The organism is Streptomyces sp. NPDC059816 (assembly GCF_042732055.1).
GTDB lineage: Bacteria > Actinomycetota > Actinomycetes > Streptomycetales > Streptomycetaceae > Streptomyces.
In genome coordinates, this window is sequence record NZ_JBHWIQ010000036.1 from 54597 (window position 1) to 70579 (window position 15983).

Genomic DNA, 15983 nt, shown 5'->3' on the forward strand with positions numbered 1-15983 from the left:
CCCGGTCCCCCGCCCCCGTCCTCCGCCGCCGCTGTCAGTAGAGGCCCTCGGGTGCGGTGGAAGTGATCTGTAGGGGACGGACGTTCGCGACCCCGTCCGAGGGCCAGCCGTCGCCGGTGTCGAAGCGCAGGGCCTGGTCGCGTTCCAGGATGTTGGGCAGCAGCAGGTCCTCGTGCAGGACGGTCAGCCGGACCTGACCGGTGGCCCCGTACGCCACCGGGGTCGTCCAGTCGCCCTTGTCCACGACGGCCATCGTGACCTGGGGGTAGTTGGGGGCGTACGGAAGGATCTCGCCGTCCTGCACGGGAGGGAGGCCGGCGGCGTTGCCGAAGGTGTTCCCGTAGCTGCGACCGCAGACCCCGCCGTCCAGCGCGGCGGTGAAGTCGCGGTACATGTCCGGGCTGATCTGGGTGCCGCTCAGGCGCACCCCGTCGAGGGCGGCGACCAGGTCGGGGTGTCGGCGCATCAGGACCTGGAGTACGGCGGGCGTGGTGTTGACGTAGTGGATCCGCTGCTGGCGCAGGACGTCGGCGATCTGCTCGACGAGGTGGGCGCTGTACTCGGAGGCTTCGGCGAGCCGCCGCTCCCGGATGAGCCGCTTGACCCAGCGCGGGTCCATGTCGACGGCGTAGACGAGGCCGTCGTGCAGTTCTCCGGCCTCCTGGGTGCCGTTGCCGATCAGATGGGGGCCGGTCGGAGTGGCTTGCAGCCAGGTGCGCCCGGCCTCGAAGCCCTCCGTGACGAACGACCAACGCCGCCAGGCGCCCCGGTGCAACAGCATCTCGGGCGTGTAGAAGACGCGGCAGGGCGTGCCGGTGGTGCCGCCGCTGTCCCAGATCCGGCCGGTGAGCGGACGGGGCACGGCCAGCGGCACCAGGTCCGCGGGGTCCTGCGAGCGCAGCACGTCGAGCGGGAAGGTCCCGAGCTCGGTGAGCTGGTCGTAGCGGGTGATGTCACGCGGGTCGAAGGCCAGTTCGGCCGCACGGCGCAGCCAGTAGGGGGAGCCGGTCGCCGGGTCGAAGTGGCGGCGCAGCACCCGGCGGGTCCAGGCGTCGAGATCGGTGGCGAGGCCCTGCGCGATGAGGTCGTCGCAGGTGGCCGCGCTGCCGGTGGCGCTCGGGGCGGCGCCGGGGGCCGTGCTCGGGGTGGCGAGGTCGGCGGTCATCGCGCGGCCCGGGAGGGAGCGATGTCGATGCCGAGCTCGAAGGCGGTGGTGAGGGCCAGGTCGATGTGCTCGGCACGGTCGACGTGCACGACCGGGAACGGGAAGCGCAGGATCCCGTCCGGTATGGAGCCGCCCATGATCAGGCCCAGGCGGACCCCCTCGTCCTTCATCGCCTCGTGCACATGAACGAGGTTGATGGGGTCGGTGGGGTTGCGGTGAAAGGTGCTGCGCACATCGGCCGCGGTGACCAGGACCTTGCGATCGAGGCAGGAGATCAGCGGCAGGCCGGGGTCGCGGAACGGCATGTCGTCGAGATAGGGGGTCATGAAGTCGCGGAAGTGGGCGCGCAACGGGGAGTGGATGGCCATGGCCCGGCCCGGCAGCGGAACGAGCGTGCCGTCCGGCAGCTCCGCGCCGAGCGCGTCGAGGGCGGTCCGTTCACCGGAGAGCATCAGGATGCGGGTCGCACCGTCGGCGGTCGGCCCGAACTGTCCCGCGAGGTACACCCCCGGACGCCCCTCGCCCCGGAACCGGCTGATGTCGCCGCTGACCGGCGCGAAGACCAGCGCCATGCCCTGCTCCGGGGTGCCGGCGGGCTGCTCGGGCGTGCCGCGGCTGTACGCGAGCATCTCGAACAGGGCCCGCCGCTCCACCGCCCCGGCGAGGGCGGCGGCGGACATGCCGCCGAGGCTCAGTCCGCCGAGGACCGAGGGGCGCAGCCCGTGTTGGACGAGGACGTCGTGCACGGCGACGGCATGGACGGCCTCGCGGACCGTGCCGACGCTCTGGCGCACCTCGGGAGCGGTCGGCAGTTCCTCGTCCAGGACCTGCCCGACGGTCAACCCCGTCCACTCGGCCACCTGGGCGTAGAGGTCCCGCACGACCGGGTATTCACGGTGGAGGTCAACACCCCGCGGTTCTTTACCGACACCGCCGCCGAACAAAAAGCCTAACGTCATCAGCCTTACTCCTGAAACTAGTTGTCACCTGATGATTCCGGGAACGGTGCGACTTTCGCCAGGGGTGAGACCGGTCGCGCGAAACACCGTACCCAGCGGCAGTTCGGGCGGGCAAGGCCGGAACGGCTCGTTCCCGTCCCGACCGGACGTCAGTCGGTGCGACCGGAGTCGTGCGCCCGACCGGCCGGTTCCGAAATTCGGCGGCGTACTCCTGCCCTTCGGTCGAGTGCGGGAGCGGCCTTGCGTATGAGGTGCACGTGTTCGGCCTCCGGGGAATCGATATCGCCCGCGCGTGGGCGCGTTACAAGCTGTCGCGCTTGACGTCATCGAGACGATATCGACGGCTGGAAGGGTGGGTCTTCCCGTCGAACGGTGATCTGCACGACGGGAAAAGGCCATTCGTGTACCGCCGTCGAACTGAGAGATATGGACCCCACTGTTCCCATCGCCGTCGTCGGGTATTCCTGCCGGCTCCCCGGAGCGGGGGACCCCACGGCCTTGTGGCGGTTGCTGTCGACGGGTGGGAACGCGGTCACCGAGGTTCCGGTCGGCCGGTGGGACGTGGCGGAACTGCCGGACGAGCCCTGGGCCCGGGCGGCGCGCTGGGGCGGCTTCCTCGACGATCCGGGCCTGTTCGACGCCGACTTCTTCCAGGTGTCGCCGCGTGAGGCGGCGGCCATGGACCCGCAACAGCGGCTCGTGCTGGAACTCGGCTGGGAGGCGCTGGAGCACGCCGGCGTGGTTCCCGCCGCGCTCGACGGCACCGACACCGGCGTCTTCGTCGGCGCCGCCCTGGACGACTACGCGATCCTGCGGGCCCGGCTGGGCACCGCCGGCATCTCCCCGCACACGACCGCCGGCACCCTGCGCAGCATGATCCCCAACCGACTGTCCTACCTGCTGGGGCTCCGCGGGCCGAGCGAGGTCGTCGACACCGGGCAGTCGTCCTCGCTGGTCGCCGTGCACCTGGCCGCCGAGAGCCTACGGGCGGGGGAGTGCTCCGCGGCCCTGGCCGGTGGCGTCAGCCTCAACCTCGCCCCGGAGACCGCACTGGCCGCGGCAGCCAGCGGCGCACTCTCGCCGACCGGGCGCGCCCACACCTTCGACGCCCGCGCCGACGGCTACGTGCGCGGCGAGGGCGGCGCGCTGGTGCTGCTCAAGACCCTCGACCGGGCGCTGGCCGACGGTGACCGGGTGCGCTGCGTGATCCGGGGCAGCGCCGTGAACGCCGGTGCCGCCGCGGCCGGGCTCACCGTGCCCGATCCGCAGGTGCAGCGCGAGGTCATCGACCTCGCGCACCGGCGGGCGGGCCTCACCCCCGCCGACGTCCAGTACGTCGAACTGCACGGCACCGGCACCGTGGTGGGCGACCCTGTCGAGGCCGCCGCGCTGGGCGCCACCCGTCCACCGGGATCGCCCCTGACGGTGGGTTCGATCAAGACCAACATCGGGCACCTGGAGGCCGCTGCGGGCATCGCCGGGCTGCTCAAGGTGATCCTCTCGCTGGAGCACGCGGCCCTGCCGGCGAGCCTCCACTTCGAGACCGCTCACCCCGCGATCGACCTCGACCGGCTCCAGCTGCGGGTGCAGCGTGACTTCACCCCCTGGCCCGCGCCCGTCGACGTGCTGCGGCGCGCCGGGGTCAGCGCCTTCGGCCTGGGCGGTACGTACGCGCATCTGGTGGTCGAGCAGGCGCCGGCCCGACCCGCCCCCGCCGCCCAGGGCGAGCCGGAACGGGCGGTGCTGTGGACGCTGTCCGGCCGCAGCCCGCAAGCCCTGCGGGAACAGGCCGCCCGACTGCACGCCCAGGTGTCGCAGCGGCCGAGGGTGGACCCGGCCGCCGTCGGTCGCGCCCTGCTCACCGCGCGCACCGCGTTCGCACACCGGGCGGCCGTGGCCGGAGCGGACCGGGAGACCCTGCTGCGGGGCCTCGCGGCCCTGGCCGACGACCGGACGGACCCCCTGCTCGCCGAGGGCACCGCCGGCGCAGTGGACACCACCGGCGGCCCGGTCTTCGTCTTCCCGGGGCAGGGCTCCCAGTGGGTGGGAATGGCCGAACGCCTGCTGACGGAAGCACCGGTGTTCGCCGCCCGCATCGCCGACTGCGAGCGGGCCCTGGACGCCCATGTCGACTGGTCGCTCACCGCCGTCCTCCGCGGTGAAGGGGACAGCCCTCCGCTGGAACGCGTCGACGTGGTGCAGCCGGTGCTGTTCGCGGTCATGGTGTCGCTGGCCGAACTCTGGCGCTCCTACGGTGTGGTGCCGGCCGCGGTGGTCGGCCACAGCCAGGGCGAGATAGCCGCCGCCTGTGTCGCAGGGGTCCTCCCGCTCGCGGACGCCGCTCGACTGGTCGCCCTGCGCAGCCGTGCACTGCTGGACCTGGTGGACCACGGCGCGATGCTGTTCGTTCCGGTTTCCGCGGAACAGGTGGAACGCCCGCTCCAGCCGTGGTCGGACCGGCTCTCCCTCGCCGCGGTGAACGGCCCCGACTCGGTGACCATATCGGGGGACCCGGGCGCGCTGGATGAATTCAGTGCGCTGTTGGCCGACCGCGGGGTCATGTCGTGGCGCATACCGGGCGTCACTTTCGCCGGTCATTCCCCGCAGGTGGAGAAACTCCGGGAACCGTTGCGGGAAGCCTGCGCACACCTTTCGCCCGGGCGGGCGAACAGCATCTTCTACTCGACCGTCACGGGTTCCCCGGCCGAACCGGACGAGCTCGGCGCCGACTACTGGTACCGGAATCTTCGGGAGCCCGTGCAATTCGGTGCCGCCGTTTCCGCCCTGTTCCGCGACGGGTACCGGAATTTCATCGAGGTCAGCCCGGATCCCCTGCTCACCGTCTGGGTGCAGCAAGCCGCGGAGAACGCACAGGTCGAGGGTTGCGTCACCGGGACCCTGCGGCGTGACGACGGCGGTCCGGACCGTTTTCTCCACGCGCTGGGAACGCTGCACGTCCACGGCGGGGAATTCACCGCGGAAACGCTGTTCGCCGGGGCGGCCCCGCACGCCGAATTGCCCACGTACGCCTTCCAACGGCGCCGTCACTGGCTCGGCGACACCCCGACCGCACCGGCGCCGGGACCGGCCCGGCCCGAGCGTGCGTCGCGCACCGGGGAGGGCGCATCCACGACGGTGGCACCGGTCGACGTCGCCGCCGTGGTCCGCACCCAGATCGCCCAGGTCCTCGGGCATGAGGACGCCGCCGGCATCGCCACCGGCCGCACCTTCAAGGAACTCGGCCTCAGTTCGCAACTGGGCATGGAACTGCGTGAGCGGCTGCACCGCAGCACCGGCGTCCGGCTGCCCAACACCCTGGTCTTCGACTGGCCCACCCCCGACGCACTGATCGACCACCTGCGCGGCATCGAGGCGCCGCGGACCGCGTACCTGCCGGCGGACGGCGCCCCCGCCGACATCGACGATCCGATCGTGATCGTCGGCATGGCCTGCCGCTTCCCCGGTGGCGTCGCCGGACCGGACGACCTGTGGCGGGTGGTGGCGGACGGCACCGACGTCATCGGCGACCTCCCCACCGACCGCGGTTGGGACCTCACCGGGCTGGAGGCCCGGGGCCCGGCCCAGGCAGCGGCGGTGCGCCACGGTGGCTTCCTCCCCGACGCCGCCGACTTCGACGCGGAGTTCTTCGGCATCAGCCCCCGCGAGGCCACCGCGATGGACCCGCAACAGCGGCTGCTGCTGGAGGCCTCCTGGGAGGCGCTGGAACGGTCCGGCATCCGCCCGGACCGGCTGCGCGGCACGCGCACGGGCGTCTACGTCGGGGCCACCGCGATGGAGTACGGGCCCCGGCTGCACGAGCCCGTCGAGGGCACCGAAGGGCTGCGGTTGACCGGTACCACGGCCAGTGTCATGTCGGGCCGGGTGGCGTACGCGTTGGGGTTGGAGGGCCCGGCGGTGACGGTGGACACGGCCTGCTCGTCCTCGCTGGTCGCCCTGCACCTGGCGGCCCAGGCCCTGCGCGCCGGCGAATGCGAACTCGCCCTGGCCGGCGGGGTCGCCGTGATGTCGACCTCCGGCATCCACATCGAGTTCTCCCGCCAACAGGGCCTCGCCCCGGACGGACGCTGCAAGTCCTTCGCCGAAGCGGCCGACGGCACCAGTTGGGCCGAGGGTGTGGGGTTGTTGGTGGTGCAGCGGCGGTCGGCTGCGGTGCGTGCGGGGCGTCGGGTGTGGGCGGTGGTGGCGGGGTCGGCGGTGAATCAGGACGGTGCGTCGAACGGTTTGACGGCGCCGAACGGTCCGTCGCAGCAGCGGGTGATCCGGCAGGCGTTGGCGCAGGCGGGCGTGGCGGCGGGTGACGTCGACCTGGTGGAGGCGCACGGAACGGGCACGGTACTCGGCGACCCCATCGAAGCGCAGGCGCTCCAGGCCGTCTACGGCGACGCCCACGACACCGACCGGCCGCTGTGGCTGGGCTCCGTGAAGTCCAACCTCGGCCATGCCCAGGCCGCCGCGGGGGTCGCCGGGGTCATCAAGTCCGTACTGGCCATGCACCACGGGGTGTTGCCGCGGACCCTGCACGTCGAAGCGCCCACCCCGCACGTGGACTGGGCAGCCAGCGGCGTCCGGCTGCTCACCGAGGCGCGGCCGTGGCCCGAGACCGGACGCCCGCGGCGCTCGGCGGTGTCCTCGTTCGGCATCAGCGGCACCAATGCCCACGTCGTTCTGGAGCACCCCGGCGAGCCCGCGAACGACCCGCCCGCCCTGGCCGATCCGTCGCAGCAGCCGGGCCTGTTGCCGTGGGCGGTGTCCGCGAAGTCCGCCACCGCACTCACCGCGCAGGCGGCACGGCTGGGAGAAGCCCTGTCGGCCCTGCGTTCACTGCCGGCCGGCGACGTGGCCCGCGCGCTGGCCGACCGGGCACCGCTCAGCGAGCGCGCCGTGGTGCTGGGCCTCGGCGCCGACCTCCTCGACGGCTGCACCTCCCTGGCCCACGGCGAGTCCCCGGGCCACGTCGTCCGCGGCCGGGCCCTCGCCGACGGGCCGGTCTTCGTCTTCCCCGGCCAGGGCGCCCAGTGGACCGGCATGGCCCGCGGCCTGCTCGCCGACGCCCCCGTGTTCGCCGCCCGGATGGCCGACTGCGCCGCCGCGCTCGCCCCGCACACCAGCTGGGACCTCCTGGAGACCGTCCGCACCGCGGACGACACGGTGCTGCGACGCGTGGACGTCATCCAGCCCGTGCTGTTCTCCGTCATGGTGTCGCTGGCGGCCCTGTGGGAGTCGCACGGCGTCCGGCCCGCCGCGGTCATCGGCCACTCCCAGGGCGAGATAGCCGCCGCCTGCGTCGCGGGGGCACTGTCCCTCACCGACGCCGCCGCGGTCGTCGCCCTGCGCAGCCGCTCCCTGACCCGGCTCGCCGGGCTCGGTGGCATGGTCTCCGTCGCGGAGCCCCTGGAACGCGTCGAGGCCCGGATCGCGGGCGAACCCCTCGAAGTGGCCGCCGTCAACGGTCCCGAGCTGATCGTCGTCGCCGGTGACTCCACCGCCTGCGACCGCCTCCTGACCGGGTGCACCGCCGACGGGGTCCGGGCCCGACGCATCGCCGTCGACTACGCCTCGCACTCCTCCCACGTCGAGGAGCTGCGGGAGGAACTGGGCGAGGCGCTGTCGACGCTCACCCCGCTCGCCGCCCCCGTCCCGTTCCTCTCCACCGTGGCGGACGGCTCCCGCGCCGAACTCGACGGGCCGTTGGACACCACCGCTCTGGACGCCGGCTACTGGTACCGGAACCTGCGCGGGACCGTCCGGTTCGACTCCGCGGTCCGCGCCGCCGTCCGTGCCGGGCACCAACTCTTCCTCGAAATGAGCCCGCACCCGGTGCTCACCACGGCCGTCCAGCAGAGCGCCGAACCGCTCGGCCGCCCCGTCGCCGCCGTCGGCACGCTGCGCCGGGACGAGCACGAGCCGTCCCGGATGCTGCGCAGCCTGGCCGAGGCGTACGTGCACGGTGCGGCGGTGGACTGGCACACGCTCCTCCCCGCCGGCAGCCGCGTCGACCTTCCGACGTACGCGTTCCAGCGCCAGCGCTACTGGCTGACCGAGGAGCCCGGCCGCGCCGGTGTGGCCGCCCTGGGCCTCGACGCGCCGCGCCACCCGCTGCTCGGCGCCGCCGTGCGTCTCGCCGACACCGACGACGTCGTCCTCACGGGGCGACTCTCCCGGCACTCCCACCCCTGGCTCGCCGAGCAGAGCGCCGACGCCGGCGGGGTGCCGACGGCCGTGTTCGTCGAACTCGTGCTGCGGGCGGGCGACGAGATCGGCTGCACCACCGTCGAGGAACTGCACCTGAGGACGCCGCTCACCCTGCCCGCCACCGGGAACGTCGACCTCCAGATCCGTACCGGCACCGCTACCGACGGCACGCGGACGGTACGTCTGAGCGGACGCACCCGCGCCGGGGCCGGTTGGACCCTGCACGCCGAAGGCACCCTCGGAACGGGACGGGCGCCCGCCTTCGCCCTGCGGCAGTGGCCGCCCGCCGACGCCGAGCCGCTGACGGTGACCGACCTGTACCCCTCGCTGGCAGCGCGCGGACACGACATCGGCCCGTCCTACCGGGGCGTCCAGGCCGCCTGGCGCGTCGGCGCCGACCTCTACGCGGAGGTGGCGCTGCCGGCCGGTGTCGCCACCCGGGCCGGCCGGTTCGGCATCCATCCGGCGCTGCTCGACGCCGCCCTGCACCTGCGTCTCGCGGAGACCGGCGACGGCCACGCGGTGGCCGCCGACTGGACCGGCGTCCACCTGGCCGCCACGGGCGCCGAACGGGTACGGGTGCGTCTGGCCCACGACGGCGCGGTGGAACTCGCCGACGGCGACGGAGCGCCCGTGGCGGCAGCCCGTGCCGTGACGATCCGCCGACCGCAGGGCACCCCGTCGTCGGCGGACACCGCCGACGCCCTGTTCACCGTGGACTGGCAGCGACCGGGACGGCCGGTCGGGGCCGCGCCCGAACGACCGGTGGTGCTCGGCGAGGACGGCGCGGACCACGAGGACCTGCCCGCCCTCCTCGCCGCCGTCGCCGCGGGCAGCCCCGCACCCGACCTGGTGGTGTGGCCCGCCGCCACGGACCCGTCCACGGTGCTCGCCGTCCTCCAGGACTTCCTCGCCGCCGCGGACCTGCGCAGCTCCCGACTGGCCGTGGTGACCCGGGACGCCGTGGGTGCGGCACCGGACGCCGGGGCCGCCGCCGTGTGGGGCCTCGTCCGTTCGGCGCAGCTCGAATTCCCGGGCCGGCTCCTCCTGGCCGACCTCGAAGCGGACGCCGTCCTGCCGGCCGTGCTCCCCGAGGCCGAGGACCAGCTGGCGGTGCGTTCCGGCGAGGTCCTGGTGCCCCGACTGGCGCGGGTCCGGGCGACCGGCGCTCCGGTCGGATTCGGCGCGGGTACGGTCCTGATCACCGGCGGCACCGGTGCGCTCGGCTCCGCCGTCGCCCGGCACCTGGTGGCCCGGCACGGCGTGCGGAAGCTGGTCCTGCTGTCGCGGCGCGGCCCCGCGGCGCCGCTGGCCGCCGCCTTGGTGGCGGAGCTCGGCGACGCCGGCGCGCAGGTCGACGCGGTGGCGTGCGACGCGTCCGACCGCGCAGCCCTGGAGCAGGTCGTCTCCGGCATCGAGGACCTGTCCGCGGTGGTGCACTGCGCGGGCGTCCTGCGCGATGTGACCGTGGCCCGGATGACCGCGGCCGACGTGGCGGAGACCTTCCGCGCCAAGGCGTTGCCCGCCCAGCACCTGCACGAGCTGACCGCGGACCGGGACCTGTCGGCCTTCGTCCTGTTCTCCTCGGTCACCGGTGTCCTGGGCTCGGCCGGTCAGGCCAACTACGCCGCAGCCAACGCCTACCTGGACGCCCTGGCGGCCCGGCGCCGGGCGCACGGCCTGCCCGGGACCTCCCTCGCCTGGGGCTGGTGGGCGGCGGAGAACGGCATGACCGGCGCGCTGTCGGACGCGGACCGCCGCCGACTGGCCCGCTCGGGCCTGGTGCCGATGACGGACGAACAAGGGCTCGCCCTGCTCGACGCGGCGCTGGGAACCGGTCAGCCGCAGGTCGTGGCGGCCCCGCTCGACCTGCCCGCGGTCCGCGGCACGGCCGCGCCGGTACCGTCCGTACTGCGGGCGTTGGTCGGTCCGGTGCGCAGGACGGCGGCCACGGGCGCCGGGACGTCCGACCTCGGTGCCCGCCTCGCCGCCATGACCGGCGCCGAACGGATGCGTCACCTCACCGACCTCGTCCGGGCGGAGGCCGCCACGGTCCTCGGGCACGCCGGCACCGCGACCATCGACGCCGACCGGGCGTACCACGAGATGGGCTTCGACTCGCTCACCGCGGTCGACCTGCGCAACCGGCTGACCGCCCGTACCGGGCTGCCCCTGCCCACCACGGTCGTCTTCGACCGTCCGACGCCCGCCGCCACCGCCCGTTACCTGCTCGCCGAACTGGTCGGCGAGAGCGGCACCGTCGCCACCGGGGCAGCGGCCACCCGTGCAGTGGACACCGACGACCCGATCGTCATCGTCGGCATGGCCTGCCGCTTCCCCGGCGGTGTCAGCGGACCGGACGACCTGTGGCGGGTGGTCGCCGACGGCACCGACGTCACCGGTGAGTTCCCCACGGACCGGGGCTGGGACGTGGCGGGCCTGTACGCCCCCGACCCGGACCGGGTCGGCACCTCGTACACCCGTCGTGGAGGGTTCCTCACCGGGATCGCCGACTTCGACGCCGACTTCTTCGGCATCAGCCCGCGCGAGGCCGCCGCGACCGATCCGCAGCAGCGCGTCGTCCTGGAAACGGCGTGGGAGGCCCTGGAGCACGCCGGGATCGACCCCACCGTGCTGCACTCCAGCGCCACCGGCGTCTATCTGGGCAGCAACCTCCAGGACTACTCCACGTACGCCGCCGGAGCGCCGGACGACAGCACCGGCTACCAGGTGACCGGTAGCGCCGCCAGTGTCATGTCGGGCCGGGTGGCGTACGCGTTGGGGTTGGAGGGCCCGGCGGTGACGGTGGACACGGCCTGCTCGTCCTCGCTGGTCGCCCTGCACCTGGCGGCCCAGGCCCTGCGCGCCGGCGAATGCGAACTCGCCCTCGTGGGCGGCGTCACGATCATGACCACGCCCTCCTTGTTCGTGGAGTTCTCGCGGCAACGCGCGCTCGCCCCGGACGGACGCTGCAAGCCGTTCTCCGCGGATGCCGACGGCACCGGATGGGCCGAGGGTGTGGGGTTGTTGGTGGTGCAGCGGCGGTCGGCTGCGGTGCGTGCGGGGCGTCGGGTGTGGGCGGTGGTGGCGGGTTCGGCGGTGAATCAGGACGGTGCGTCGAACGGTTTGACGGCGCCGAACGGTCCGTCGCAGCAGCGGGTGATCCGGCAGGCGTTGGCGCAGGCGGGCGTGGCGGCGGGTGACGTCGACCTGGTGGAGGCCCACGGAACGGGCACCGTACTCGGCGACCCCATCGAAGCGCAGGCCCTGTTGGCGACGTACGGGCAGCAGCGGTCCGAGGGCCTGCCCGCCTGGCTGGGCTCCGTGAAGTCCAACCTCGGCCACACGCAGGCCGCTGCGGGGGTCGCCGGGGTCATCAAGTCCGTACTGGCCATGCACCACGGGGTGTTGCCGCGGACCCTGCACGTCGACGCGCCCACCCCGCACGTGGACTGGTCGTCGGGTGCGCTGAGCCTGCTCACCGAGGCGCGGCCGTGGCCGGAGACCGGGCGTCCGCGGCGCTCGGCGGTGTCCTCGTTCGGCATCAGCGGCACCAATGCGCACGTCGTCCTGGAGCACCCCGGCGAGCCCGCGAACGACCCGCCCGCCCCGGCCGATCCGTCGCAGCCGCCGGGCCTGTTGCCGTGGGTGGTGTCCGCGAAGTCCGCCACCGCACTGACCGCGCAGGCGGCACGGCTGGCCGCTGCGGCCACCGACCGGACGGCCGAGGACATCGGTCGCTCCCTCGCCGGCACCCGGGCCGCCCTCACCCACCGGGCCGTCGTCCTCGGCCACGACCGTGACGCACTCCTCGACGGCCTGCACGCCCTGGCCGAGGGACGTCCCGGCGCAGCGGTCGTCCGCGGACAACGCCTCGCCACGGAACCGGTGTTCGTGTTCTCCGGTGAGGGCGCGCAGTGGGACGGCATGGCACGCCACCTGCTCGACGTCTCGCCCGCCTTCGCGGCCCGCATGGACGCGTGCGCCACCGCCCTGGCACCGCACACCGAGTGGTCCCTGCTCGCCGTGATCCGGGGCGAGCAGGGCGCGCCCCCGCTGGACCGGGCCGACGTCGGACAGCCCGTCCTGTTCGCCGTCGCCGTGTCGCTCGCGGCGATGTGGGAGTCGTACGGAGTGCGCCCGTCCGCGGTCGTCGGACACTCCCGCGGGGAGGTCGCCGCCGCCTGCGTGGCGGGCGTCCTGAGCCTGTCCGACGCGGCTGCGCTGATCGCAGCCCGCGGCCGGCTGCTGCACGCGTCGGGGCTCGCCGGGCGCGGTGCCATGGCCTGGGCGGCGCTCAGCCCCGAGCAGGCCGGCCCCCGGCTCACCCCCGGGCTCGCCGTCGCCGCCGTCAACGGCCCGAACTCGGTGGTCGTGGCCGGCGGTCCGGAGGAACTGGCCGCCTTCGTGGCGGGCTGCACCGCGGACGGCGTCCGGACCCGGGCGGCCGGCGCGGACTACGCCTTCCACACCGACCGGATGGACGCGCCCGCCGCGCAACTCGCCGAGTACGCCGCGCAGATCACGCCGCGCCGCGCCGAGGTGCCCTTCTGGTCCACGGTCACCGGCGGCCCGCTCCCGGACGGCGCGGCGGACGCCGGCTACTGGGCCCGGAACCTGCGCGACACCGTACGGTTCCACGACGCCGTCAGCGGACTGCTCGACGCCGGACACCGGTTCTTCGTCGAGGTCAGCCCGCACCCCGTCCTCACCCTGCCGATCCAACAGAGCGCCGACGCAGCCGAGGTGAGTGCTGCCGCGATCGGTACGCTGCGCCGCGGCGAGGACGGCCGGGACCGCCTGATCACCAGCCTGGCCACGGCGTACGTCCACGGCGCCCCCGTCGACTGGAGTGCCGTACTGCCCGCGGGGCCCGTCGTCGGGCTGCCCACGTACGCGTTCCAACGCCACCGCCACTGGCTCGACACGGTCGCGCCGACCCCCGACCTGCCGGCCGCCGGTGTGACGGGGACGGGGCACCCGTTGCTGGGCGCCGCGATCGACGTCGCGGAGCCGGGCGCCGCCCTCGTACTGACCGGCCGGCTCTCCCTGCGCGACCACCCGTGGCTCGCCGACCACGCGATCGGCGGCACCGTCCTGGTGCCCGGCACCGCGCTGGTCGAACTGGCCTTGCGCGCGGGCGCCGGTACCGGCTGCGGCGTCGTCGAAGAGGTGAGTCTGCACACCCCGCTGACCCTGCCCGATGCCGGTGCCGTGCGGCTGCAACTCGCCGTCGGCGCGGACGAGGACGGCCGGCGCACGTTCGGGATCTTCTCGCACCGGATCGGCGCCGGCGAGGACGGGACCGAGGTGCAGTGGACCCGGCACGCCGCCGGAGTCCTCTCCCCCGACGAGGTGCCGCCGCCGGCCACGGACGCGTGCACACCGCCCGCCGACGCGGAACCCGTCCCGGTCGCGGACTTCTACGCCTCGCTGGCCGACCGGGGCTACGCGTACGGCCCGGCCTTCCAGGGCCTGAACGCCGCCCGGCGCTCCGGTGCCGACCTGTACGTCGAGGTCGCCCTGCCCGACGCGGCTGTGGCGGACCGACGCTTCGCCCTGCACCCCGCCCTGCTCGACGCGGCCCTGCAAGCCGTGGCGCTGCTCGGCCTCGCCGACGACGCCGTGGTCCTGCCGTTCACGTGGGCCGGCGTCCGACTGCACGGGGCACACCCGGCGGGTGCCACCGCACTGCGGGTACGTCTGCGGCGGCTGGCGGACGGTGCCGTGACGGTCTTCGCCGCCACGGAGGACGGCACGCCGGTACTGACCATCGACTCCCTGACCATGCGCCCCGTGAACCCCGGGCAGTTGGCGTCCGGGGCGGGCGACGAGCTCTACGCGATCCGCTGGGCCCCGGTCGACACCGGTGCGGTGAAGACGGCCGAGCCGCGGCCCGTGCGGGACGGATTCTGGGACGGGAAGAGCACGCCGGAGCCGGTTGGCGGGACCGCCCTGCTCGACTGCCGGGTGCTGGACACCCGCGAGGTCACGGGCGCCGCGGCAGCCGTCACCCGCGTCCTGGCCTCGCTCCGGGAGTGGGCGCAGCACGCCGGTGCGCGCCGGCTCCTGGTGGTCACCCGGGGCGCGGTGGACGAGGTGTCCGATCCGGTGGGCGCGGGCGTGTGGGGCCTGGTCCGCTCGGCGGGGCGGGAGTTCCCCGGACGGTTCGCCCTGGTCGACGAGGAGTCGGACGGCGAGCTGCCCGATGCGCTGACCGACCTGGCCGCCGTCGAGGACCAGTTGGCGGTGCGGTCCGGCCGGGTGCTGGCCGCCCGCCTGGACCGGGTCGCCGCATCACCGGACGCCACCGACGACACCGCGGCCCTGGGAACGGGCACGGCCTTGATCACCGGCGGCACGGGCGTCCTCGGGGCGCTGGTCGCACGACACCTGGTGACCCGGCACGGGGTGCGACGCCTGGTGCTGCTGTCCCGCCGGGGCCCGAACGCGCCGGGTGCCGCTGCACTGGCCCGGGAACTCGACGCCACCGGCGCCCGGGTGGACGTGCTGGCCTGTGACGTGTCCGATCGATCCGCGCTCACCACGGTGCTGTCGGGCATCGAGGACCTGTCCGCGGTGGTGCACTGCGCGGGCGTGCTCCGGGACGGCACGCTGCCCCAACTGTCCGCGTCCGACGTCGACGAGGTGTTCCGGGCGAAGGTCCTGTCCGCCTGGCACCTGCACGAGCTGACGGCCGACCGGAAACTCTCGGCCTTCCTGCTGTTCTCGTCCGCCGCGGCCCTGCTCGGCTCGGCGGGCCAGGCCAACTACGCGGCGGCGAACGGCGTCCTGGACGGGCTCGCCGCCCTGCGCCGCGCCCAGGGACTCCCCGCGACCTCGCTGGCCTGGGGCCTGTGGGCCTCGGCGAGCGAAATGACCGGTGACCTGTCGGACGCGGACCGTCGACGGCTCGCCCGGGCCGGGCTCGCGCCGATGGCGGACGCCCAGGCCCTGGCCCTCCTGGACCGGGCCCTGGCGGGCGACAGCGCCCATGTCGCCCCCATGTCCCTCGACCTGGACGGTCTGCGGCGCGAGGCGAACACGCTCGCACCGCTGTGGCACGGCCTGATCCGCCCGGTACGCCGGGCGGGGACCGTCACCCGGGTTCCCGATCTGCGCGAGCGCCTGACGGCGCTGGCCGACCCGGAGGACCGCGACCGGCTGCTCGTCGAGCTGGTCCGGGCCGAGGTCGCGGCCGTCCTCGGGTACGCCCGGGCCGAAACGGTCGACGCACACCGGGCGTTCAACGAGCTCGGGTTCGATTCGCTGACCGCGCTCGACCTGCGCAACCGGCTCACCGCCGCGACGGGACTGCGGCTGCCGGCGACGCTCGTGTTCGACCACCCCCGGCCCGTCGGCGTGGCGGGCTTCCTGCTCGCCGCACTGGCCGGGGAACCGGAGCCCGGTTCGCCGGGGTCCGGGCCACCCACCGGTCCGGTTGCCGAGCCTGTCGAGGAGTCGGTCGACGATTCGAGTGACGATGAATTGATTGATGGTTTGGGTGTGGCGGATCTGATTCGTTTGGCGCGTGAGGGGGCGGGTTCGTGATGGGTGGTTCGGTGGGTGGTTCGGCGGATGAGTTGGTGGGGGCGTTGCGTGATGCGGTGAAGGAGTCGGCGCGTTTGCGTCGGGTGAATCGGGAT

3 protein-coding genes are annotated in these 15983 nt (G+C 74.2%); 1 reads left to right on the plus strand and 2 read right to left on the minus strand.

Annotated features, from left to right (window positions below):
• Positions 1-34: 34 nt before the first annotated feature.
• Both ACFV88_RS32750 and ACFV88_RS32755 read right to left on the minus strand, forming a co-directional pair.
• Positions 35-1165, minus strand: coding sequence for an arylcarboxylate reductase (locus ACFV88_RS32750; RefSeq protein ID WP_385495756.1), 1131 nt, complete (start codon positions 1163-1165; stop codon positions 35-37).
• Positions 1162-2124, minus strand: a complete 963-nt coding sequence (locus ACFV88_RS32755; protein ID WP_385495757.1) for an ACP S-malonyltransferase — start codon at positions 2122-2124, stop codon at positions 1162-1164. Before ACFV88_RS32755 ends, ACFV88_RS32750 begins: the two co-directional genes overlap by 4 nt.
• A 426-nt stretch (positions 2125-2550) precedes the next feature.
• On the opposite strand from ACFV88_RS32755, the gene ACFV88_RS32760 reads away from it, so the two are divergent.
• On the plus strand, positions 2551-15888 hold the full coding sequence (locus ACFV88_RS32760; protein WP_385495758.1) for an SDR family NAD(P)-dependent oxidoreductase: 13338 nt from the start codon (positions 2551-2553) through the stop codon (positions 15886-15888).
• Positions 15889-15983: the final 95 nt, after the last annotated feature.

What these genes read in the sequence shown, in the direction of transcription:
- ACFV88_RS32750 (WP_385495756.1), bottom strand. Translation starts at nt 1,165, where the DNA reads ATGACCGCCGACCTCGCCACCCCGAGCACGGCCCCCGGCGCCGCCCCG.
- ACFV88_RS32755 (WP_385495757.1), bottom strand. Translation starts at nt 2,124, where the DNA reads ATGACGTTAGGCTTTTTGTTCGGCGGCGGTGTCGGTAAAGAACCGCGG.
- ACFV88_RS32760 (WP_385495758.1), top strand. Translation starts at nt 2,551, where the DNA reads ATGGACCCCACTGTTCCCATCGCCGTCGTCGGGTATTCCTGCCGGCTC.